The 22,975-nt window shown below is 38.3% G+C and carries 21 protein-coding genes; all 21 read left to right on the top strand.

The features are described 5' to 3' along the window. Positions 1-112: 112 nt before the first annotated feature. Entirely contained in the window at positions 113-1,192 is a 1,080-nt protein-coding gene (locus BCI01S_RS23150) for a GntR family transcriptional regulator (RefSeq protein WP_053215734.1), read from the top strand. 454 nt (positions 1,193-1,646) lie between these two features. Continuing rightward, on the top strand, positions 1,647-5,741 hold the full coding sequence (locus BCI01S_RS23145) for a carbohydrate-binding protein (protein WP_061801220.1): 4,095 nt from the start codon (positions 1,647-1,649) through the stop codon (positions 5,739-5,741). A gap of 81 nt (positions 5,742-5,822) precedes the next feature. Continuing rightward, on the top strand, positions 5,823-6,290 hold the full coding sequence (locus BCI01S_RS23140) for a YxiG family protein (RefSeq protein WP_061801213.1): 468 nt from the start codon (positions 5,823-5,825) through the stop codon (positions 6,288-6,290). A 241-nt stretch (positions 6,291-6,531) separates the two neighbouring features. After that, a complete protein-coding gene (locus BCI01S_RS23135) occupies positions 6,532-6,792 on the top strand; it encodes a hypothetical protein (RefSeq protein ID WP_061801212.1) in 261 nt (86 codons plus the stop codon). A gap of 321 nt (positions 6,793-7,113) precedes the next feature. Beyond that, positions 7,114-7,422, top strand: a complete 309-nt coding sequence (locus tag BCI01S_RS23130) for a PTS sugar transporter subunit IIA (protein ID WP_047943303.1) — start codon at positions 7,114-7,116, stop codon at positions 7,420-7,422. Between the two features lie 58 nt (positions 7,423-7,480). After that, a complete protein-coding gene (locus tag BCI01S_RS23125; RefSeq protein WP_047943302.1) occupies positions 7,481-7,801 on the top strand; it encodes a PTS cellobiose transporter subunit IIB in 321 nt (106 codons plus the stop codon). Between the two features lie 165 nt (positions 7,802-7,966). Continuing rightward, positions 7,967-8,470: a hypothetical protein gene (locus BCI01S_RS23120; RefSeq protein ID WP_047943301.1), complete on the top strand. Its 504-nt coding sequence runs from the start codon at positions 7,967-7,969 to the stop codon at positions 8,468-8,470. 21 nt (positions 8,471-8,491) lie between these two features. After that, positions 8,492-9,847, top strand: coding sequence for a PTS cellobiose transporter subunit IIC (celB, locus tag BCI01S_RS23115; protein WP_061801211.1), 1,356 nt, complete (start codon positions 8,492-8,494; stop codon positions 9,845-9,847). 155 nt (positions 9,848-10,002) lie between these two features. Then, complete coding sequence (locus BCI01S_RS23110; RefSeq protein WP_061801210.1) at positions 10,003-11,439, top strand: 6-phospho-beta-glucosidase; 1,437 nt, start codon at positions 10,003-10,005, stop codon at positions 11,437-11,439. Positions 11,440-11,636: 197 nt separating this feature from the next. Beyond that, positions 11,637-13,562 (top strand): BglG family transcription antiterminator, encoded by a 1,926-nt coding sequence (locus BCI01S_RS23105; RefSeq protein ID WP_235844564.1) that lies wholly within the window; start codon positions 11,637-11,639, stop codon positions 13,560-13,562. Positions 13,563-13,731: 169 nt separating this feature from the next. Then, the gene (locus BCI01S_RS23100) at positions 13,732-13,926 is read left to right on the top strand and encodes a YxiG family protein (RefSeq protein WP_418789598.1); all 195 of its coding nucleotides are present in this window, start codon (positions 13,732-13,734) and stop codon (positions 13,924-13,926) included. 212 nt (positions 13,927-14,138) lie between these two features. Beyond that, the gene (locus tag BCI01S_RS23095) at positions 14,139-14,477 is read left to right on the top strand and encodes a PadR family transcriptional regulator (protein WP_047943296.1); all 339 of its coding nucleotides are present in this window, start codon (positions 14,139-14,141) and stop codon (positions 14,475-14,477) included. 1 nt (position 14,478) lies between these two features. After that, complete coding sequence (locus tag BCI01S_RS23090; RefSeq protein WP_047943295.1) at positions 14,479-14,820, top strand: DUF1048 domain-containing protein; 342 nt, start codon at positions 14,479-14,481, stop codon at positions 14,818-14,820. A gap of 280 nt (positions 14,821-15,100) precedes the next feature. Next, positions 15,101-15,865: an ABC transporter ATP-binding protein gene (locus BCI01S_RS23085; RefSeq protein ID WP_061801208.1), complete on the top strand. Its 765-nt coding sequence runs from the start codon at positions 15,101-15,103 to the stop codon at positions 15,863-15,865. Beyond that, positions 15,862-16,611 (top strand): ABC transporter permease, encoded by a 750-nt coding sequence (locus BCI01S_RS23080; RefSeq protein WP_061801207.1) that lies wholly within the window; start codon positions 15,862-15,864, stop codon positions 16,609-16,611. The genes BCI01S_RS23085 and BCI01S_RS23080 overlap by 4 nt, the downstream gene beginning before the upstream one ends. Positions 16,612-16,938: 327 nt before the next feature. After that, entirely contained in the window at positions 16,939-17,184 is a 246-nt protein-coding gene (locus BCI01S_RS23075; RefSeq protein ID WP_047943292.1) for a hypothetical protein, read from the top strand. Next, positions 17,184-18,533, top strand: a complete 1,350-nt coding sequence (locus BCI01S_RS23070) for a tripartite tricarboxylate transporter permease (RefSeq protein ID WP_047943291.1) — start codon at positions 17,184-17,186, stop codon at positions 18,531-18,533. The genes BCI01S_RS23075 and BCI01S_RS23070 overlap by 1 nt, the downstream gene beginning before the upstream one ends. Before the next feature lie 41 nt (positions 18,534-18,574). Next, the gene (gene mvk / locus BCI01S_RS23065) at positions 18,575-19,525 is read left to right on the top strand and encodes a mevalonate kinase (protein WP_061801206.1); all 951 of its coding nucleotides are present in this window, start codon (positions 18,575-18,577) and stop codon (positions 19,523-19,525) included. A 22-nt stretch (positions 19,526-19,547) separates the two neighbouring features. After that, positions 19,548-20,537 (top strand): diphosphomevalonate decarboxylase, encoded by a 990-nt coding sequence (gene mvaD, locus BCI01S_RS23060; protein WP_047943289.1) that lies wholly within the window; start codon positions 19,548-19,550, stop codon positions 20,535-20,537. Between the two features lie 164 nt (positions 20,538-20,701). Continuing rightward, positions 20,702-21,790 (top strand): phosphomevalonate kinase, encoded by a 1,089-nt coding sequence (locus BCI01S_RS23055; RefSeq protein ID WP_061801205.1) that lies wholly within the window; start codon positions 20,702-20,704, stop codon positions 21,788-21,790. A gap of 3 nt (positions 21,791-21,793) precedes the next feature. Then, the gene (gene fni / locus BCI01S_RS23050) at positions 21,794-22,813 is read left to right on the top strand and encodes a type 2 isopentenyl-diphosphate Delta-isomerase (RefSeq protein WP_047943287.1); all 1,020 of its coding nucleotides are present in this window, start codon (positions 21,794-21,796) and stop codon (positions 22,811-22,813) included. The last annotated feature ends 162 nt before the right edge of the window (positions 22,814-22,975 follow it).

The raw sequence follows: 22,975 nt of genomic DNA, 5'->3' as shown, positions 1-22,975 counted from the left end.
GGGGAATTTTTTTAGAGACCCAAAAGAGTGACCCTCCCCCTTCATCTTTCACGCCAAACTTAGTATAGTAGATATATATTTTCCATTAGTTACACACAAAAACGGCTGGAGGATGAGTACAATCAAAAACGAACCATTATATCAGCAGATTCAAAATAAGATAATAGAGCGGATAAAGGAAGGGAAATGGAGAGTAGGAGACAGGGTTCCTTCTGAGAAGGATTTGATGGATGAATTTCATGTAAGCCAGATTACTACCAAGAATGCGTTGGCTGGCTTAGCGGATCAAGGAATTGTGGAGCGGATTAAGGGGAAAGGGACGTTTGTTATTGAAAGTAGTTTTACAGGTTCAATGGCACGAAACCAAACTTCAAGTGGGTTGATTGGATTAATTATCCCAACGATGAAGACAAAGGTGGAGCAGGATTTTGTCAATTTCCTTGAACAATATGTGACGGAGCAAGGGTATAATTTAGTCATTAAGATTTCTAGAGAATCACAACTAAAAGAAGCGGAAGCTATTGAGACTTTTCGTGTGATTGGTGTGGAAGGAATTATTATTTTTCCGGCAGAAAAGGAAATGTATAATGAAGCGGTTCTTCGACTGTCACTAGACAAGTTTCCCCTCGTATTGATTGATCGATATATGAAAAATATTTCTACCTATAGTGTCAGTTCCGAAAATACTCAAGGGGCGTTTGCGGCTATTTCTTATTTGTTGGATAAAGGATATGAACAGATTGGACTTATCTCTCCCTTAATAACAAACACGGTTACGGAAGAAAGAGCAAAAGGATTTGAACAAGCTTTTTTTAGAAAAGAAATTACAATTGATAAAAACCTTTGGCTAACACTGCCATTTGATAAAATCTCCGTTCAGGAAACTCCTGCAATAATTAAACAATTTTTATTAGAAAACCCGAAGCTAGCTTGCCTATTTACGATGAATGCGGAATTGGCACAGTATGCGCATCGTGCTATTTTAGAAGTTCAAAAAGAGTCCTTGCGTCAAATAGAGTTGGTTACTTTTGATTTTCCTGGAATAGAAGGGATTACCTTTGTTCAGCAGGATATCCAGCAGTGCAGCAAGGATGCGGTGAAGTTATTAATGCAGCAAATGGCTGGAGAATACGAACCAAAACGAATATTTATCCCAGTAAATGTAGTGATTGCCGAAGAAAATAGAAAGTAAGAATGCTACCTGACTATGGTAGTTTTTTTGTTGGGAAAATATCCTCCTCACCTTTTTTCCACTTGCAGTTCTTTCCTTTTTCTTCTAATAAGTAGGACTTTTCCATCAAAAAAGTATAAAAGGTATATTATATACTAAATTTAGTATATTTTTACGAATGAGGATAATATAAGATGTTTGTAAGCGTTTTTATTTTAAAAAAACAACATTAAGTAGATAATTTTTAGATGATCGTTTTCCTCTCTTCCTATATGATTTCTAAACAATGAGATGGTAATAGTAGATTACATTATCCAACAAAATTTAAGAGAACAGTATTTTACTAGAATATAGGTATTCAGGGTGTACAAAATCAATTTATAACTGATCAGGTATGCCCTTTTTATATAGATGGTATTTCAACAAATATGGGGAGGGGATTATCCTGAAGAAGTTAGTAAAAGTCTTACTGTGTATGAGTTTATGGCTTTCTTTACCGTATGCAGCATTGGCCTACAGTAACCCGATGGATTTACCAGAATCTTGGACATGGGATAGCGGGGAGTATTATGGAGAAGGGGATCCATATATCCTAAAGCATAATGGTATTTATTATCTCTATGTTAGTACCGTAGATGATAAAAGCGGTGTGAAGGCGTGGACATCCGAAGATTTAATGAATTGGACATATGCTGGTCTTGTTACAGAAGAACCTACTACGAAGGCTGCTTATGCCCCGGAAGTTGTTTACTGGAATGGCGATTTCTATATGTATACATCTCCAGGTGGAAATGGGCATTATGTCTATAAAAGTTCAAGCCCTCTTGGTCCTTTTAAAAAACAAACCGATAACCTTGGGATGGGGATTGATGGACATGTTTTTATTGATGATGACGGCAAATGGTATTTTTATAGTACAGGATCAAATAGAATAGATGCACGCTCTATGCCAACGCCGACAGAATTTGGCAAGGCAACGGATACAGGCGCAAAAATGAATGGCTGGACAGAAGGGGCAACCGTACTGAAAAGACATGGCAAATACTATATGACTTATACAGGGAACCATATTTGGAATAAAGCATACCGTATTGACTATGGAGTAAGTGATTCTCCTAATGTTGGTTTTACAACGAATAAAGAACAGAACCCACTTTTACTAAACACAGAAGGGGAAAATGTAGGTTTAGGTCATAACACAGTTGTGCGAGGACCAGACCTTGATTCCGACTATATCGTCTATCATAGTCATGCGAACCCAGGGCGTAACATAAACTTCGACCGCATTGCATGGAATGGCGAGAAAATGCTCGTGTTAGGGCCGACAACTTCTGAACAGTCTGATCCTGCTTTACCGGATTTTAGTGATCGTTTTAATCGAACCGAACTTGGAGCAGATTGGAAAAATGTAAATGGAGGGAAATGGAGTATCACGAAAGATACTTCTAATTGGCTGGAACAGAAGAAATTGGGTGATGCAAAATGGTCACGACAAGTGAGTAAGACATCTACAGATAAGGAATATACGGCAGAATTCAATCTGAAAATGGTAGAAAAAGGGGAGAGTGAAAATCCGCGACTTGGTGTAGTTTTCTCCTATAAGGATGAAAAGAACTACGGAACAGCTGTCCTAAGCTCGAAGCATAATCGATTGGAAACTAATTTTGTTGTGGATGGTGAGGAACAAGGCTGGGAGTATGCAGATCTGCCAGAAGGCTATGATTACACAAAGCTACATCAATTGAGAGTAGAAAGGTCGGGAGATACATTTAGAATCTTTGTCGATGGCATGCAAAAGCAAACACGAGAAGTTCGAAATATTGGTGCTGGCAGCATCGGCTATACCACATCAGATGTACATGGAGCATTTGCCTATACAGCTTTTAGCAATAAAGTTGACGGCAGCAATGTCTTTGATGCGTACAAGCCTTTACCGGGGACAATTGAGGCTGTTCATTATAATGCTGGTGGTGAAGGTGTCGGCTATCATGATAAAACAAGGAAAGAAGCAGTTAATGCCTACCGCCAAGATTATGTAGATATTGCTGACGATTCTGACGGCAGTTATTACATTGAATCACATGAAAAAGGCGAATGGCTGAAATATAATGTAAATATTGCCGAAGAAGGCTTATATAATCTGGATTTACGAGTTGGCGAATCCTCCCAAGATGCCAAGATAAGGATCTTGTTAGATGGAAAGTCGGATATAACGGGGGATGTAAGTATTCCGCAATCAACGGATTGGAGAACGTTCTCAATCGAAAAGCTGAAACTACCAAAAGGAAAGCATACGCTAACGATTGAAGTGGTAAAGGGTTCGTTTGATTTTTCAAGCTTTAAAGTACAAGGCTATAAAGCAGTTGATGTATTATATGACGATTTTAATGATGGGGATGCTGAAGGATGGGATGAAGTCGAGGGGACATGGAAAGTTGGTCCTTTTGAAGAGCAAAATATTGATTTTGATGAGTATAAACAGGTTCCTGGGGTAATAAATGCAGCCTATTACAATACTGGTGGGGAAGGAGTTGCCTATCATGATACGACACCAGAAAATATTGGTGGAGTATTTAGAAGAGATTCAGTAGATATCCGAACCAATCCAGAAGGCGGCGGCTATGCTGTTGGGTGGAATCAGACTGGTGAATGGCTGAAATACAATGTAAATGTTCAAGAAGCTGACGAATACAATCTTAAGCTTTATGCTGCAACAACTTTTACAAGTGCAAAGGCGCGTCTATGGTTAGATGATAAAATAGATTTAACCGGCGTATTTGATGTTCCTGCTACTGGCGGCTGGAACAATTGGCAGGCTGTCATTAAAAATGGAATTACGTTGCCTAAGGGAAATCATACTTTGAAACTAGAATTCGTAGAAGGGGAATTTGACTTTACGAAAATGGAATTGTCTTCATTTGATGTTCATCGGCCGCTACCTGGGCTCATTGAAGCGGAAGACTATAACAACGGTGGGCAAAATGTAGCTTATTATGATAAGTCGGAAGGAAATAGTGGGGGACAGTACCGTAATGACGATGTGGACATTCGAAAAACTACCGCAGGGGATTATGCAGTTACCTCGATTGAGACGGATGAATGGTTAACATATGATGTGAATATTTTAGAAGAAGGAAGTTATGGTCTTGATTTATTTGTTTCTTCTGTAAAGGATGGATCGAAAGTAAAGCTTCTGTTAGATGATAAGCTAGATTTAACGGGAGAAATTAATCTGCCGAAAACGGGCAGCGTGGACAGTTGGAAGACTGTATCACTAGAGGATATAACCTTGCCAGCAGGGCAGCATACGTTAAAAGTAGTTGCTGTAGAAGGTGGCTTTGAGCTTTCAAAATTTATGTTCCACCAATTTGATCAGTATAAAAAGCTGCCAGGCAGAATAATGGCGGCAGATTATATTACTGGTGGTGAAGGGGTTGCCTATCACGACAACACCATTGAAAATATTGGCGGAGAGTATCGCCAGGATGCAGTCGATATCCGTGTGAATCCGGAAGGTGGCTACAATGTTGGCTGGAATCAAACAGGAGAATGGCTGAAGTATAATGTCGATATCGCAGAAGAAGGCAGCTATGATTTAGCCATAAACGTAGCTACAACATTTAAAGATAGTCAAATCCGATTATGGCTTGATGATTCGATTGATTTGACAGGTGTTATTGATGTCCCTAGCACTGGCGATTGGAATAATTGGCAAAGCGTTATTAAGAAAAATGTTTCCTTACCAGCAGGACAGCATACGATTAAAGTAGAAATAGTAAAAGGCGAATTTGACTTCTATTATTTTGAATTCCTAGAGGAAATCGAAGTACCAGAGCCACAAATAATAGGCGAGTACAATGCAAGTAGCGAAACCTTTGCAAAATCAGTTATCGGTGAAAAAGAGTGGAAGGATTACATTATCGAAGCAGATGTTAAAGTGGCTGAAGGATCCGGAGACGGAGGAGTCATTTTCCGAGTAAATAATCCAGCAAACGGAATTGAGTATAGCCAAAATAATGCTGATTTTATGCAAGGATATGTGGCCTATATAAATGAAGACGGCGTCCATCTTGGAAAGCAAAATTATAATTGGGAGTATCTTGATGGTGCCTCGATCACAGACCCACGAGATGCTTGGCATCATATGAAAATTGAAGTGATTGGGACAACAATTAAAGTATATGTGGATGATATGGCGACACCAAAGATTAATTTTACGGACAATAGCCGTACTGCCTTTACGCAAGGGAAAGTAGGGGTAAGGTCCAATTATAATAATACCAAGTTTGATCATTTCTTAGTTAGACCGTATCAAGCAGATCATACGTCCATTCAAACATTACTGGATATGTACAAGGAATCAGGTGAATTAAAGGATAGTCTTTATAAGAGCTTAAGCAATAAATTAAAGCAATCCCAAAAACACCTAGAGAAAGGAAAAAACGATCAAGCGATTAAATTTCTCCAAGATATGATCAAGCTGCTTCATAACGATAAAAAGGAAAAATTACCTGCTGATAAAAAGGAAGTATTGAAGGCGGATATAGAAAGATTGATAGAGCAATTGTAAAGTGGGTGTCAGGCACCGTAAAAAGACAATTGTCTTTTGATGGTGCCTGACACCATTTTATAAAGAAGAGAGGGAACATAGGTGCAAGATAAAATGAATACAGAAAGAAAATTACAACATTTTTTTTCGGAAATAGAGTCTCTGGCTATTATTGACTTGAATATTAATTACCTGAAAGAAACTATTACCCTTAAATTAATGGGTGATAGAAATCGCAATTTGATTAATATTACGTTTAAACAAGTGTTGTCTTATTATGTATTTCAGGAACCTGCTTATGATACTTTTAGACTAAATGAGTTTGATGAAGAGTCCCATTTATTATTATCAGAATCAAGCTATTTTCCTCAAGGATTTGGTAAAATAATGATTGAAAGCCTTCATAGTGAATTAAAAGCAATAGAAACACTTTCATCAACTACAAATTTTTACTTTCAAGTTAATGATAAGGACTATTTCTTTATTGAAGCTAACGCATTAATTATTAATGAAGAAGAGTATAAAAATTTGATTATTGATGATTCAGAATTAAAAATACCAGTTGATTGAAATCCTTGGACCATTAGGACTGCTTTTCTTAAAAATTTATATACGAAGAATTGCTGTCAAAATATATGAAGAAACAAATGCTAGATGCTTTGACTAAAGCATTTAATGGATTTTAACGCATATCTTAGTGAGATGCTGTTAGAGTATTTTGTAGTATTTTAATTGAAACTTAGCATAAAACTCAATGGATATATTTGTATACTAACTGTGAATTAAAGGACCAAAAAAAGTGGAGTGAACGATGAATAAAACTCAACCGTGGTATCTTCGTGATAAACTACTCTGGGCAATTTGCGTTATTGTACCACCGATTGCGTACATAATTATAACAGCTAATAAAAATAAGCTTACACATGAAAAGTATTTAGAGCATTTGACTTTAGCAACTATCATTCTTAGTATTTGGCTACTAAAGTTCGCTCCTGGAAATTTCCGTTTTGCCGCTTTGTTGACTATTATAATTGCATTGGTTTTACATCGAATTAAAAAAAGAAAAAAATAGAAGTGGGTGTCAGGCACCGTAAAAAGACAGTTGTCTTTTTGTAGTGCCTGACACCCATTTTTCGTTTTTATGGTAATGGTTTCCGTTGCGCAAAGGAAAGAGTTTAAATTAACTTTAAATTAAATTAGGTATAGTATGTAGATAAGCAGTTGATAGCAAGAGATGAAATCGCTAACAAATCATTTTTAGTCATCCAGATTAGTCTCTTAATCTTTTAAGCTAGCAATCGATAGAGACTTAAGTCGAATGTACTGTTAGCTTTATCTTTACTGCTAATAGGAGAATTGGTGCACATATTTTTTTACGTAAGGGTGGATTAGCATGAACTTAGAGGAAATTAGTTTTCAAATTATTTTAAATGGAGGAAATGCTCGAGGTTTAGCAATGGAAGCAATAAATGATGCTAAAAGTGGCGACTTTTCTTTAGCAGAGCAAAAACTGGATGAAGCAAATGAAGCAATGCGCGTAGCTCATCGCTTTCAAACAGATTTGATTCAAGGGGAAGCTCGTGGAGAAAAATTTGAAATTCGGTTATTGCTTATCCATGCGCAAGATCATTTAATGAATGCTATGACTGTTGTCGATATGGCAAAGGAATTCATAGAACTTCATAAGAAACTACCTAACTAAGCTGGGAATTTGTTTGATTTTAATCAAAAAATCTTATTAATTATTGGAGGAATATAAAATGAAAAAAGCCCTAATTATTTGTGCAGCTGGTATGTCATCATCACTAATGGCCAAAAAGACAACGGAGTTTTTTAAATCAAAAGGTCAGGATATTGTATTAGATGCTATATCTGCAAATGAAGGCGGTAAGATGATTGAGAAGGGTGAATTTGATCTATATTTAGTAAGCCCGCAAACAAAGATGTATTTCAATAAGCTGAAAGAAACAGGGGATCGTGTAGGAAAGCCGGTTGTTAACATACCACCACAAGCATATGTTCCAATTCCGATGGGGATTGAAAAATTAGCAAACGTAATTTTACAAGAACTTCCGAACTAAGGTGCTAATGGATAGAAAGAGAAGGAAGCTACTTTAGTTTTTCCCTTTCTACGATGGAGTCCGTTCGATCTAATTTTCACCACAAAAAATGAAAGCGGTATCTATTAGTGGTTTGATAATAAAAGAAGAAGCAAGTAGCGAAGAACAAGAGAAGGGGGGATTAATATGAATGATGAACAAAGAGCCTTGCTAGAAAAGCAAAGAAAGAAACAAAGTATAAAAACGATGTATTTTAATCGGTATTTACTTGTTCGTTATGTAACTGCCCTATTCTTTTTTACCAATTTATATTGGTTTATTTCGTTGGTGCTAAGTGATTCAAAGCTGTTTTTTATTCCTTTCGTATTATTGGTCTTTATGGTAGCTAGTATTGTGGAGCAAGTGAAGATTTACAGCAGTCCTAGCCATCATCCCAAATTTACAAAATACAGTTTTACGGCATTGCTCGCTGCAAATGTAATTTGTATAGTGCCTGCTTGTTTTTCTTCTCCTTTTGCTTTGCTTTATCCGTTCCTAATTAATCAAGATGAATCAAGAATGTTCATTCTAACTATTTTAATTTCGGGTATATTATTAGCTGCTTTCATGCTAAAACGTTTGCACAAGATTTGTCTAAATGAAGATAAACACTATAGCCGCATTAAACTATATGAGAAAGTTATTAATTAACCATGGAAAAGAGGAGTTTATATGTCAGGAGAAAATAAAGTATTTGCTCTTTTTGAAAAATATCTCATGGGTCCAATGGGGAAAGTTGCCTCCTTCCGCTTTGTGCGGGCAGTAATGGCAGCAGGGATGGCTTCCATTCCCTTTACTATCGTTGGTTCTATGTTCCTAGTATTGAATGTATTGCCGCAGACACTTACTTTTTTAGAAGGATTTTTCAATAGTACTTTCTTTAAGATTAGTGACTTGTATATGTTAGCAAATAAATCAACAATGGGAATATTAGCACTCTATTTTAACCTTGTCATCGGATATGAGTATACGAAAATTATTGCTGAAGAAGATAACTTAAATTTAAACCCGTTAAATGGTGCTTTACTATCTATGTTTGCCTTCTTTATGACCATTCCTATGCTCGTAATAGACGGCGGAAAAATCTCGCTTATTCATCAAATTGATGATGGAACAACCATTGTAAATGGCTGGGAGATGGTTGGTGATGGTGTGAGTCGGTTAGGTACTACAGGTATTTTTGCAGCAATTATTCTCGGGATTATCGCCGTGCAGTTATATAGATTGTGTGTTAAACAAAATTGGGTAATTAAAATGCCTGAAGCAGTACCGGAGGGGGTATCTAGATCTTTTACAGCGCTAATTCCGGCCTTTTTAGTGGCTATTGTGATCTTAGTTATTAACGGTATTCTAGTAGCATTAGGTACAGATATTTTTAAAGTAGTAGCTGTTCCATTTAGCTTCGTTGTGAATTTAACAAACAGCTGGTTAGGAATCATGGTGATTTATTTCTTAATCCATGCCCTTTGGATTGTAGGAATTCATGGCGCCAATATTATCGGCGCATTCTTAACACCTATTGTTCTTTCTAATATGCAGGCAAACTTAGAGGGAAGTAATATTCCGTTTGCTGGAGAATTCTCAAACTCATTTGTGATTATGGGTGGATCTGGAGCAACTATTGGATTAGTGTTCTTCGTTGCCTTTTTAGCTAAGTCACAACAACTAAAGATATTAGGGAAAGCATCGCTTGCTCCTGGTATTTTCAATATTAATGAACCATTATTGTTCGGTCTGCCAATTGTTTATAATCCATATTTGGCAATCCCATTCTTCTTAGCACCAATGGCTTCGGCTTCGATTGGGTATTGGGCGATTAAGTTAAAATTTGTTGATGCGATTATTGCACAAGTACCTTGGCCTTCGCCAATTGGTATAGGAGCATTTATTGGTACAGCGGGAGACTACATGGCTGTTATTGTAGCAATAATTTGCGGTGCTGTAGCATTTCTGGTTTGGTTCCCGTTTATTAAAATGTATGATAACAAGTTAGTAATACAAGAAAAAGGTGGAGAATCAGTATTATAGTCTAATAATTAAATTTGGAGAAACGAATACTTACACGAAAGTATTTTCATTGTAGCTCTATTTATTTTAACAGGAAGAAGGCGGTTCTCCAAGAAACGATAGACCGCTTTCTTTTTTTATTAATAACTTAATATCTTAAATGGAGGAAACTTATTATGTCAAAAACAGCGTTGTCAGAAAATTTCTTATGGGGTGGAGCAGTTGCGGCTCATCAGCTTGAAGGTGGCTGGAATAAAGGCGGAAAAGGTGTAAGTGTTGCGGATGTAATGACAGCAGCAAGACATGGTGTCGCTCGTCAGATTACAGATGGTGTGCTAGAAGGATACAATTATCCAAACCATGAAGCAATTGACTTTTATTCACGCTACAAGGAAGATATTAAACTATTTGCAGAAATGGGATTTAAATGTTTCCGTACATCTATTGCTTGGACAAGAATTTTTCCAAATGGAGACGAGGCAGAACCAAATGAAGATGGGCTGCAATTCTATGATGATTTATTTGATGAGTTATTAAAATATAATATTGAGCCAGTTATTACGCTCTCTCACTTTGAATTACCTTATAACCTTGTAAAAGAATATGGTGGATTTAGAAATAGAAAGTGTATCGATTTCTTCGTTAAATATGCGGAAACGGTATTAAAACGTTACAAAGATAAAGTAAAGTATTGGATGACATTTAATGAAATCAATAACCAAGCAGATACAAGCATGGATTTCGCGAGCTTCACTAATTCAGGAATTAAATATGAGGAAGGGGAAAATCGAGAGCAAACGATGTATCAAGCCTCTCTTTATGAACTAATTGCTAGTGCAAAGGTAGTGAAGATTGGCCGGGAAATCAACCCTGATTTTAAAATTGGCTGTATGCTTGCCATTGTACCTGTTTATCCATATTCCTGTCATCCCGATGATGTTATGTATGCGGCAGAAGCAATGCATAATCGCTGGTTCTTTGGCGATGTACATGTTAGAGGAGAGATTCCTAATTATACGAAGAAATATTGGGAACGCAATGGTTTTGAAATGGATATTACGAAAGAGGATGAAGAGATTCTCAAAGAAGGTACCGTAGATTATATTGGTTTTAGTTATTACATGTCTAAAGTAGTGAGTAGTCGTGAAGTCGAAGGCAGTGAATCTGATGGCGAATTCGGTCACGTTGTTCGCAATCCTTATGTAGAAGCGAGCGATTGGGGCTGGCAAATAGATCCCGTAGGACTTCGCTATTCATTAAATGCTCTATATGAAAGATATAATATTCCCTTATTTATTGTGGAGAATGGTCTGGGAGCAAGGGATACGGTGGAAGAAGATGGATCGATTAATGATGAGTACCGAATTCAATATTTCCGTGATCATATAGCCGAAATGAAAAAAGCGGTCGAATTAGATGGTGTTGACTTAATCGGCTATACACCATGGGGCTGTATTGATTTAGTTAGCGCGGGAACAGGTGAAATGGAAAAACGTTACGGCTTTATTTATGTAGATAAAGATAATGAAGGAAAAGGTTCCTTAGCAAGAAGTAAGAAGAAATCATTTGATTGGTATAAACACGTTATTGAAACAAATGGGGAAGAACTTTGATCTTTTTCGAAGGCATGCTTGCTTCTGTAGTTGGGTGCTGTACCTTTCGATCAAGCTGATTGGCCATGATTTGCTTGTTATCATAGTCTAAATGGAGTTTGCTTTAAACTCCATTTTTTCCTATGTACTGAGCTAAAATGTATAATTTAGTAAGTTGAGTAAAAATGGTCCAATGAATGGACAATGAAGGGAGCTGATTGAAATTGGCTTTACTATCAAGCCGGCAGAAAGATATCTTATTTCTTTTATCAGAATCAAAGGAGCCTGTAACATCAGACTGGATGGCTAAAGAATTGGGTGTCAGTGATCGGACTATTCGAAAAGAAATAAAATTGATGCAGGACACGACAGAGTCATGCGGGACCATAATAGATTCCATTAGAGGAAAAGGCTATGTACTGAATATCGTTAATCCTGCCTTATTTTCCAATACTATTCAGGAACATTTTAATGATAAAAAACAGCTAGTGGATGATTTTGCCGATAAAAATACGAGAGTTCTTTATATTTTAAAGCGTTTATTTCTAGAAAAGGATTTTATTAAACTAGAAAACTTTACAGATGAGCTGTTTATATCGATGTCTACCTTGAATAATGATTTAAAAATAGTGAAGGAGATTCTAGATAAATATAACTTGAAATTAATAAACCGGCCACATTATGGCTCTAAAGTGCATGGTGATGAATATATGAAAAGGTTATGTTTATCCAATTTCTTATTAAGTCGTAATCAAGAGACATTTGTTAAAGAAGACTCTCTGCAGCTTATTGATCAGAGTCTTTTAAAAAAGATTAAAGAGGTTATCATACAAAAGGTGATTAAATATAAGATTGATATATCTGATATCTCTTTGGAAAACCTAGCTACACATATAGCGATTGCATGCAGAAGAATTCAGGAAGGCTTTGTAATAGAAGAGTTAACAGATGTTCTAGTGGAAGAGTATCCATTTGAAAAGATAGTAGCGGATGAGATTATTAGTAAAGTAGAAGAGTTTACTGGTCTAACGTTTCCTAATACAGAAATAAATTATATTATTGTTCATTTACTTGGAACGAAGCTCTTGCATAAAAGAGAGCTAGTCGAATTTAGTAAGTTTGATGAGGCGGGGACGATCATAAATGAGATGATAGAAAGACTGCGCACTGAATTGAATTGGGACTTTCGCCAAGATCGTGAGTTTATCCAAGCTTTAACCTTGCATATCCGCCCTGCCATGAATCGATTACGTAATAAAATGAGTATACGGAATCCTTTACTAAATGATATAAAGAGGAAATACCCTGCTGCCTTTGAAGGAGCTATCATAGCCAGCAAATGTATAGAGGAGTACTTAGGGATGGAAGTGGTAGAAGATGAAATTGCTTATATCTCTCTTCATATAGGTGTTGCGCTCGAACGATTAGAATTGGAGAAGAAGAAAAGAAAAAAAGCAATCATTGTTTGTGCATCAGGTGTGGGGAGTGCTAAGTTACTGTATTATCGCTTGCAAAATAGATTTGAACAAGAACTGGAAATAATAGATACCATTAATTATTACAATTTATCCTCATATGACCTGACGGATATTGAGTTAATTATTAGCACCATTCCGATAAGGGAAGATTTTGGTATGCCAGTTCAAGTGGTGAATACTTTCTTAGAGGACAAGGATATACGATCCATTCAGGACCATTTAAAAGCTGCTTCTTATAAAGTGGGGAATTACTTGGATGCATCTAGAATTTATCTTCAATTAGACCTGCCAGATAAAGAAAGCATCATAGAATTTCTAAGTAAGGAGTTATACCAATTAAATCTTGTACCAGCAGACTATATGAATCTTGTTTTAGAAAGAGAGGCAATAGCCCCGACTAGCTATGGGAATCTCGTGGCTGTTCCCCATCCCTTGGTTCCCGTAACGCAAGAAACTTTTTGGACAGTGTGCACATTGAAAAATCCAGTCCAATGGAATGAGCAGCAAATGGTTCAGTTTGTCTGCCTATTAAATATTAAAGAAGGAACACATAGTGAATTGGATGGCATGTTTAAAAAGCTAATTTCTATTATCGAAAATAAGGCAATTGTGCAAAAAATCATTAAAAGTAAAGAGGCGGATGAGTTAATAGAGTTACTAAATTGACGAATAAGATCATACTTTGTATTGGTTAATTAAAATTAATATGACGTTTAAACAAGTCAAGTCTTATTATATTTATCAAGAACCAGAATCATGATACGTATAGACTGAATAACTAATTTTGATGAGTCTCATTTATTATTAACAGAATTAAGCTATTTTCCTCAAGGATTTGGAAAAAATTATGATTGAAAGCCTAAATAGTGCATTAAAAGAAATGGAAACACTTTCATCTACAACAAATTTCTATTTCCAAGTCAATAATAAAGACAACTTCTTTATTGAAGCAAGCTGTTTAAGTATAAATGGGAAAGAGTATAGAAACTTGATTACAGATGATAAAGAATTAAAGAAACTATTATATTGAATTTTTATCCTTCAGAGCTGAGATTTTCAAAATAATCTTAGCCTTTTCTTTTCATATGACATACCATCATAAAGAAATCTCTTTGCGTCTTGACAAACAAATCTAATATGTATTATTATATACCAGTAATAAGTAATACTTGATATCTGTAACACAATGTACTGATGATGCATAGTATTGAAATATAAAATAACTGTAAGTGAGGTGGAAATGTGGAAAATATTACAGAGATGTTGAAAGGAGTGCTTGAGGGGTGCGTGCTTGAGATTATAAGCCGTGGGGAAACTTACGGATATGAAATCACGCAGCAGCTGCGAGAGCTTGGTTTCACGGATGTAGTAGAAGGGACTGTTTATACGATTACCATGCGGCTGGAGAAAAACAATTTAGTTGATATCGAGAAGAAGCCGTCCACTATGGGGCCGCCAAGAAAATTTTACAGGCTGAATGCAGATGGGCAAGAGCAGCTTAAAATGTTTTGGGAAAAATGGGAGTTTGTATCAAGCAAAATTAATGAACTTAAAACAAAAAAAACAAAGGAGATGTTGTAATATGAGTATATTTGAAAAAATAATTGGCAGTCTGGAAGAAAAACGGGAATGGAAGGCGATGGAGACACGTGCAAAAGCACTTCCAGGTGAATATAACAGCGCTTATAAAGCGATCCAAAAATATATCTGGAATGCTGGTGGTGGTCCCACTGACTGGGAGGGCAGCAGTCGCATTTTTAACGGTATTCTCGATCTCTTCGAGGCAGGAGCAGCTGAAGGAAAGAAAGTTACTGACCTTACGGGTGAGGATGTGGCAGCTTTTTGCGATGAGCTAGTGAAGGGTGAACAAACTTGGAATGATAAGTATCGTAAAAAATTAAATGATACTATTGGTCGAGGATAACCGCAACTGCCTATTGAAGTTTAGGTCCAATGATGTAAATCCCAAAAATTTGGTTGAATTAGCTCCATCCGCAGTATCATGAATAAATGCAACATGAAACGTTTAAGCAAGAGTAAACGAAAAAGCTAGTATCGACTGAATGGTTGTTGCCAAGGTGAATTATTAACTATTCAGTTATTTTTTTGCTTTGGTAGTAAGTATTACAGAATATCAGTTAGACTAAGTAGATGTATGTAGACAAGATAGTTTTAGGAGAGCACTTCTATAAGGAGGGAAAAGCATGAGCAAAACAGTAATTTCTGTAAAGGGTTTAAAGAAATCCTTTAACGACAAAGAAGTATTAAAGGGGATAGATTTTGAGGTGAGGCGTGGCGAAATTTTTGCATTGCTAGGTTCAAATGGAGCGGGCAAAACGACGATAGTCAACATTCTCTCCACGTTGATGAAACCTGATGATGGAAAAGGAAGTATAGGTGGTTTTGACATCCAGCGTCAACCAGATAATGTTCGTCAAAGCATCAGCCTGACAGGGCAGTTTGCAGCATTAGACGGCATGCTTACTGGTCGTGAAAATCTAATCATGGTTGCAAAGCTGCGGGGAGTTTCTAATCCAGTCCAAGCTGCTGACCATCTTCTTGCTAGGTTTAGCCTGACCGACACAGCCAACCGGCGGGCAGACCAATATTCGGGCGGGATGAAGCGTAGACTTGACATTGCCATGAGTTTAATCGGAAAGCCGTCTGTCATTTTTCTTGACGAACCAACGACAGGTCTTGATCCTGAGGCGCGGATGGAAGTTTGGGATACAGTCAAGGAGCTTGCGGGCGGTGGTACGACCATCTTGTTAACGACTCAGTATTTGGAGGAAGCGGAACAGTTGGCAGACCGTATTGCCATCTTGCATGGCGGAAAGATTATCACTACTGGTACTCTGACTGAACTTCAAGAGATGTTTCCACCAAGAAAAGTGGAGTATATCGAGAAACAGCCGACGTTGGAGGAAATTTTCCTCGCAATAATTGGAAAAGGAGAGAAATATAAATGAAAAGTAAAACATGGGTATTACTAGGACGGTTAATGCGCAATATTATGCGCAGCCCAGACACGATAATCACAGTGGCGCTTACGCCGATTATGATGATGCTGCTGTTTGTCTATGTATTTGGTGGTGCAATAGAAACTGGTACGGATAACTACGTCAATTATTTACTGCCAGGCATTCTGCTGATGGCAATCGCATCCGGTGTTGCTTACACTTCGCTGCGGTTGTTTACGGATGTGAAAAGCGGGCTGATGGCACGCTTTGTTACAATGCCTATTAAACGTTCTTCGATATTATGGGCGCACGTATTGACTTCAATTATTTCCAATATGCTTACTGTCGCGGTCGTTATCCTCGCTGCGCTTTTGATGGGATTTCGTTCCAATGCGGCTATTATAGATTGGGTTGTGATAGCTGGAATACTTGGACTATTTACACTTGCACTAACATGGCTAGCAGTCATTCCTGGCTTAAGAGCAGGAACTATTGAAGGAGCTACAGCTTATTCATACCCGCTGATTTTCCTGCCGTTTATCAGTTCAGCCTTTGTCCCTACCGAAACCATGCCTAAGCTTATCCGTATGTTCGCAGAGAATCAGCCTGTTACCTCCATTGTAAATGCCATTCGTGCTCTTTTGTATGAAGGCACCGTTAGAAATGATATCTGGATAGCTCTTGGCTGGTGTGTCGGTATCATGGCTATCGCTTATTTTTTCGCTAATAGAGCATTTAAACGTCAGTTAGGGTAACTAACCTAGGGAAGGGATAATGGCTGCTTGCGATTAATTAACCTTAAGAACGATGAATTCACATTAATGATTAAATGTGGTTCATCGTTTTTGTTTTTGAAAAAGAGGTTTCTTTCATATAAAAATATAGAGAAATTGGAGTATCTGAATAAATAATGGTTATAGCATTTACTATTTGTGGTATAACAACCATGAATACATATTTAATTTTCGGAATTTAATTGAGAATCATTTTCAACAGTTGGGATTTAGTGTATAATCTTCGTGGGGAAGCGGAACCTAACAGTATGCTCATTTACGCTCATTAAATACAAGGAGTTTGATTGTATGGAAAATAAACATAATCAAGATGAGAACGATAATATTGAGGTCTGGGAGGATCTCATCAATATAAAAGATTTAGTGATCGCACTAATAATTTGTAGTATAACGACTATGGGTGCCTATTTTATTGCACCAAATGAGGCACCAAAGCCATTGTTTTTTGGACTCGGCGGTGCCATTATCGGTTTTATTATCTGTAGTTTTATCATTAAGCCAAAAAGAAACTTTGAAAGAACGGGAGAAAAGTAATGGATATCGTATTAATTATTGAGATGATTGCTGCAGCCGTTTTAGCAGCTGTATTGTATACCATAATTGGTGTAGCACCGGGGACAGACGAAACGGCTGTTTTAGCACCGGTAACGCTGGCAATTGTACTTGCGGGGGTAGAGCCTATTGTGGTTTTAACCTTTTTTATGTCTGCAATTGTTGCCAATAAAGTAACAGATTCCATTCCAGTCGCACTTGCTGGAATTCCAGGGGGAGTGATGGCGACCCCGATGGTAGAGCATGCCCTCGTGTTAAAAAAACATGGCATGCCAGATATCAGTATCCGCAAAATGGCATCTGGTTCTGTAATTGGGACGCTTGTAGCGGTTCCAGTGAGCTTATTGATGGCGCAAATCTTAATTCCATTTGCGGATGTTATCAAAGAATACGCAAATCCCCTCTTTTTCATTGGAGCTGTTTTACTGGCATTAATGACGAAAAATAAGCTGTTATCACTTCTAGTGATTCTGCCATTTGCCCTCTTAATAGAAGGCCTGCGCTATCTTTATTGGGGAATTGGGGTTGTACCTGAAGGAACGAATGTCTTCATATCCTTTTTCTTAGGAATTACCATTGGCCCTGTCATATTGACATTGTTTGAACTATTACATAAAGAAAAACGAGCTAGTATGCCACGATATCCAAAGAAAACGATTAGTTTTGCAGAAACGAATACCATTAAAGGTTTTCCAAGTCCTTTTAAAATATTGACCAAACAGGAAACGGGAACAAGTATGCTTGCCAGCTTTATTGGCTCTATTACCTTTATTATGAGCCCTGTCGGCATGACGATTTTCCTTGGAGAAGTATTTTCAAGTCGCATCAAGGATCCTGTGAAAAAAGCGTCAGTAGCAATTGCTTCAATGGAAGGATTGACAAATGCTACCTATATTTCTGGAACATTAATTCCCTTGATTGCGCTTGGTATCCCGTTGTCTCCAATGGCGATTGGCCCAGCAAATGCTCTCTTTAACGCACCGCCAGTGTTTACACCAGAGCATAATTTGCATCACCTCTTATCAAATGCAGATTTTGTGTGGGCAACATTAATCGGGGCCACGATTGCTCTTGTAATTACTTATTTTGTCGCCGTGAAGTATGCCAATCAAATCTGTGCCTTTGTGTTTCGTTGGGTTCCCCATGAAGCAATTCTAGGACTATTTTTTGGACTTGTGTTATTATTAGCTTTTATGGACGCTGGTTGGATAAATATTATCGGTGTACTAGTTATCGGTTTATTTGCTGGTATGCTGCACCGCTGGGGCGTCAATTATGGCGTTCAGTTTATGATCCTTTATTCAGCACCGTGGATTATTAGTTGGTTTTAAAAAATCCTAACAGATATATTTCGATGAAAGTGGGGATATCGATGCTTGAAACTCCACAAAAAATTGCGGTAGGCCGAGCACATAGCAAGCTAATTTTAATTGGAGAGCATTCGGTTGTTTATGGACAGCCGGCCATTGCTTTTCCGTTTAAACAAATAGAAGTAAAAGTAACTGTTAAAAATATAAGGGGAAGCTCGATACAAATCGAAAGCCCTTTTTATCAAGGATCAATAGAGCAAATTCCAGAAAAGATGGAGGGAATTGGTGATTGTATTATCCAGACATTAAAGGTTTTGGAGCAGCAGTCTTGCGGTATAGAAATTAAGATTTCCTCCACGATTCCGATTGGACGAGGACTAGGTTCAAGTGCGGCAATTGCAATCGCGCTTGTTCGCGGTCTTTTTGCCTTTTTCAATCAAAAGCTAAGCAACAGTCAATTAATGATCTTGGTGGAGCGGGCGGAAAAATTTGCGCATGGAACACCCAGTGGGATTGATATGATGACAGCTTCCAGCTCCACTCCGATTTGGTTTCAAAAACAGCAAGAGGTTGAACAAGTGCAAATTGGCGCGCCATTTCATCTGGTTATAGCAGATAGTGGCAGGATTGGCGATACCTTTGCAGCAGTTAAATCAATCCGAGATAAGTATGAAATCAAACCAGAGCAAATAGAGCAATCTATCACACTACTTGGTACATTAACACAAGAGACGCGAGTAGCACTGGCTGCAGGGGACTTTCAACAGGTTGGCGATAAATTAAATCAAGCGCACCAGCATTTAGGTTTGTTAGGTGTCAGTGATTCAGGATTAGATGCTTTAGTAGACACAGCTCGATCTGCAGGAGCAGTCGGTGCAAAATTAACAGGCGGCGGCCGCGGCGGCTGTATTTTAGCATTAGTAGAAAGTGAGCAAATCGGAAAAAAAGTGGCTGATGCCTTACTGGAAGCTGGTGCTGCCCAAACATGGCAATACACAATAGCGGAATGCTAGTAAAAATGGAGGAGTGTGGTTAATGGAAGCGATCGCTCGAGCTCACACGAATATTGCATTAATCAAATATTGGGGAAAGCGGAATACCCAATTATTTTTACCGACAAATAGTAGTTTGTCGATTACATTAGATCATTTTTACACAGAAACCAAGGTTCAGTTTTCTGACCAGTTTGAAAAGGATAGCTTGATATTAGATGGAAGCCAAGTTTCCGATCAGGAAATTGGGAAAATAACAGCCTTTCTTGATCATGTCCGGAACATTGCAGGCACAAAAGTTTTTGCAAAGGTAACATCGGTGAACCATGTGCCGACAGCTGCTGGCTTTGCTTCCTCTGCTTCGGGATATGCAGCGTTAGCTGCCGCAGCAAGTAAAGCATTACAGCTAGATTTAACAGGGACAGAACTCTCTGCTTTAGCCCGTCAAGGCTCTGGCTCTGCCTCACGCTCTATTTTTGGAGGATTTGTGGAATGGCAGAAAGGCGAGAAGACAGACGGAACGGATTCGTTTGCAACGCAAATTTTAGACGAAAAAGCGTGGGATATTAGTGTCCTTTCTGTTGTAGTGGAAGCTGGTCCTAAATCGGTATCGAGTCGAGACGGCATGCAGCGGACAGTGGAAACCTCTCCTTTCTATGCGGGCTGGTTAGCGACAGTAGCTGAGGATTTACAGCAGATGAAAGAAGCGATAAATGCACGTGATTTTACAAAGCTAGGTGAAATTGCCGAAGCAAATGCAATGAAAATGCATGCTACAACGTTAGGCGCAAAGCCGCCGTTTTTATATTGGCAAAGTGCAACGCTCGATGTTATGCAACAGGTGATGGAATTGCGTCAACAAGGGCTAGAGGCTTATTTCACCATTGATGCCGGACCGAATGTAAAAGTCCTCTGTAAACCAGAGCAAGAACATATAATCAAAGAAAAACTGGCAGCGGTAGCTTCTGTTCGTGATGTAGTTGTATGTCATCCAGGACCTGGAATTCAATATTTATCTGAATGGGTGGGATAATGGTAAAATAAGAAGGAAAAGGGATCGTTAAAGAAAACTTATCTCCTTCACGGAGGAAAGTGGCATTTATCGAGTCTTTACGGACAATTTATCCATACCAGCTCTTGGAGTTACGTCCAGTTCAGCGTGGTATAAATGAGGACTTTTAAAAGGAGTGAGTCCAGATGCATGAAATAAAAGTTCCGGGCAAGCTGTTTATTGCTGGGGAATATGCAGTGCTAGAACCAGGCTATCCAGCAATCGTTGTAGCAGTTGACCGATTTATTACAGCGAAAGTGACATTTAGTGAAAAACAGATGCTGTCCTTGCCGCAAATAGGTCTTCCCCATGTTGCTTGTCGATTCGAGCATGGACAAGTTGTTTTGGAAGATACTAATGCAAAATTGGAATTTATCGAAAACACATTGGCTGTGGTTCATCAGTATTTACGAGAAAAGTCTGTTCATACGAAGCCTTTTTCACTTAGTGTTACTAGCGAATTAGATGATGTTTCCACTGGTCGGAAATATGGCCTAGGATCTAGTGCAGCAGTAGTAGTTGCGGTCGTATCCTCCATTTTAGCACTGTATCAAGATCAACTAATTGTTATGAAAAAACATATTTATAAGCTCGCTGCAATCGCTCATTATCAGACACAAGGCAGTGGATCCTGTGCAGATGTAGCAGCATCAACATATGGCGGCTGGCTTCACTATGCAGCATTTAAAGCAAGCTGGTTAAAAGGAAAGCTCGCAGACCAAGGTCCTGTTTCTGAATTGGTGGAAGAGAATTGGCCCTATCTCCAGATAGAAAAACTAGAGGCGCCCGAAGAATTAGTGCTTGCTGTCGGCTGGACAGGCAGTGCTGCGAAAACGGCTTCTTTAATAAAAAAGATTGAACCATTAAAGCAGCAAGATTCCCATATCTATCAAGGATTCCTTCAGAAAAGTCGTGATGCTGTTTCTGCAATGGTGAAAGGCTTTAAACAGAACGATTTAAAGATGGCGATGGCGAGTTTATCCGCTAACCGGTCTGCTTTATTAGAGCTAAGTCGAGAAACTGGCGGGGCAATTGAAACGACGGAATTAGAAAAGTTAATTCAAATTGCTGATCGTTATGGAGCTGGAAAATCATCTGGTGCTGGCGGCGGTGATTGTGGAATTGCTTTTACAAGTATAAACAAGCTGGAACGATTACATAAAGAATGGCTGGAGGCTGGTATCGTACCATTAGATATTCTCCCTGCAGCCAAATATAATGAGACTGGAGTTTAGAGAATGACTGATTCAATTGACAAAAGAAAAGCCCAGCATATTGAGTTGGTTTTAAATGAAAAAGTCACAGGAGATAATATTACGACTGGTCTTGAAGCGTATCGCTTTTTACATAATGCCTTGCCGGAAATTAACTTTGATGACATCACATTAAACACAGAGTTTCTCGGTAAAAAGCTGAAGACTCCTTTTTTAGTCAGCTCAATGACTGGCGGGGCTGCGATGGCGGAGACGATTAACCGAAACCTTGCAATTGCGGCAGAAGAACGAGGATGGGCATTTGCATTAGGTTCCACAAGAGCACTGATTGAAAATGAAAAATATCGGGAATCCTTTCAAATCCGAAAATATGCACCATCCATTCCAATCATCGCCAATTTAGGAGCGGTGCAGTTTAATTATGGTTTTGGAATCGACCAGTGCAAACAAATTATCGAGATGACAGATGCAGATATGCTTGTGCTCCATTTGAATAGTATCCAAGAAATTGTGCAGCAAGAAGGTGATCGCAATTTTAAAGATCTGCTTGGAAAAATCGAGCAAGTCTGTACACAGCTAGATATTCCTGTTGGCGCAAAAGAAGTTGGTTTTGGAATCGATGGCACCATCGCGAAAAAACTGACTGATGTTGGCATCTCCTTTATTGATGTCGCAGGTGCAGGCGGTACATCGTGGAGTCAAGTAGAAAAGCTACGCTCCAAAGAGAAAATCAAGAAAATAGCAGCCGAAGCATTCAGCAGCTGGGGAATCCCAACGGCCGAATGCATTGTTTCTGTTAAGGAAGCAATTGATCAACCGATTATTGCCAGCGGTGGAATCAAAAATGGAATGGAAGCTGCTAAGGCGATCGCACTAGGATCAGATATGGTTGGTTTTGCTCGTTCCATTTTAAAAGAAGCTACTGAATCACCAGAAGATCTAATCGAATTGTTTGAGACGCGAGAACTGGAATTACAGATGACAATGTTCGGAATTGGTGCAGCTACTGTTGGGGAATTGAAGGGAACAGATCGGATTAAGTAGGGACAAGGGGCCTGTCCCCCTTGTCCCTAAAGGATTGAAATTGTTGTAGTAAGGGTATATTATAAATATATAAGAATCAAACTAAAAACCAAGGAGCTAGAACTCCTTGGACAACTACTTTCGAGTGGTATGCTAAATGGTTATTTAGAAGACCCACCCTTA

This window comes from Niallia circulans NBRC 13626 (genome assembly GCF_001591585.1).
In the GTDB taxonomy this organism is placed as follows: domain Bacteria; phylum Bacillota; class Bacilli; order Bacillales; family Cytobacillaceae; genus Niallia; species Niallia circulans.
The sequence above is the reverse complement of the archived record's forward strand: the minus strand, read 5'-3'. Positions and strand labels throughout refer to the sequence as shown.

Coding starts and splice junctions, on each gene's coding strand:
- BCI01S_RS23090 (WP_047943295.1), top strand. CDS start 14,479: ATGAGTATATTTGAAAAAATAATTGGCAGTCTGGAAGAAAAACGGGAA.
- BCI01S_RS23075 (WP_047943292.1), top strand. CDS start 16,939: ATGGAAAATAAACATAATCAAGATGAGAACGATAATATTGAGGTCTGG.
- celB (WP_061801211.1), top strand. CDS start 8,492: ATGTCAGGAGAAAATAAAGTATTTGCTCTTTTTGAAAAATATCTCATG.
- fni (WP_047943287.1), top strand. CDS start 21,794: ATGACTGATTCAATTGACAAAAGAAAAGCCCAGCATATTGAGTTGGTT.
- BCI01S_RS23070 (WP_047943291.1), top strand. CDS start 17,184: ATGGATATCGTATTAATTATTGAGATGATTGCTGCAGCCGTTTTAGCA.
- BCI01S_RS23110 (WP_061801210.1), top strand. CDS start 10,003: ATGTCAAAAACAGCGTTGTCAGAAAATTTCTTATGGGGTGGAGCAGTT.
- BCI01S_RS23145 (WP_061801220.1), top strand. CDS start 1,647: ATGAGTTTATGGCTTTCTTTACCGTATGCAGCATTGGCCTACAGTAAC.
- BCI01S_RS23130 (WP_047943303.1), top strand. CDS start 7,114: ATGAACTTAGAGGAAATTAGTTTTCAAATTATTTTAAATGGAGGAAAT.
- BCI01S_RS23125 (WP_047943302.1), top strand. CDS start 7,481: ATGAAAAAAGCCCTAATTATTTGTGCAGCTGGTATGTCATCATCACTA.
- mvk (WP_061801206.1), top strand. CDS start 18,575: ATGCTTGAAACTCCACAAAAAATTGCGGTAGGCCGAGCACATAGCAAG.
- BCI01S_RS23135 (WP_061801212.1), top strand. CDS start 6,532: ATGAATAAAACTCAACCGTGGTATCTTCGTGATAAACTACTCTGGGCA.
- BCI01S_RS23055 (WP_061801205.1), top strand. CDS start 20,702: ATGCATGAAATAAAAGTTCCGGGCAAGCTGTTTATTGCTGGGGAATAT.
- BCI01S_RS23080 (WP_061801207.1), top strand. CDS start 15,862: ATGAAAAGTAAAACATGGGTATTACTAGGACGGTTAATGCGCAATATT.
- BCI01S_RS23150 (WP_053215734.1), top strand. CDS start 113: ATGAGTACAATCAAAAACGAACCATTATATCAGCAGATTCAAAATAAG.
- BCI01S_RS23120 (WP_047943301.1), top strand. CDS start 7,967: ATGAATGATGAACAAAGAGCCTTGCTAGAAAAGCAAAGAAAGAAACAA.
- mvaD (WP_047943289.1), top strand. CDS start 19,548: ATGGAAGCGATCGCTCGAGCTCACACGAATATTGCATTAATCAAATAT.
- BCI01S_RS23085 (WP_061801208.1), top strand. CDS start 15,101: ATGAGCAAAACAGTAATTTCTGTAAAGGGTTTAAAGAAATCCTTTAAC.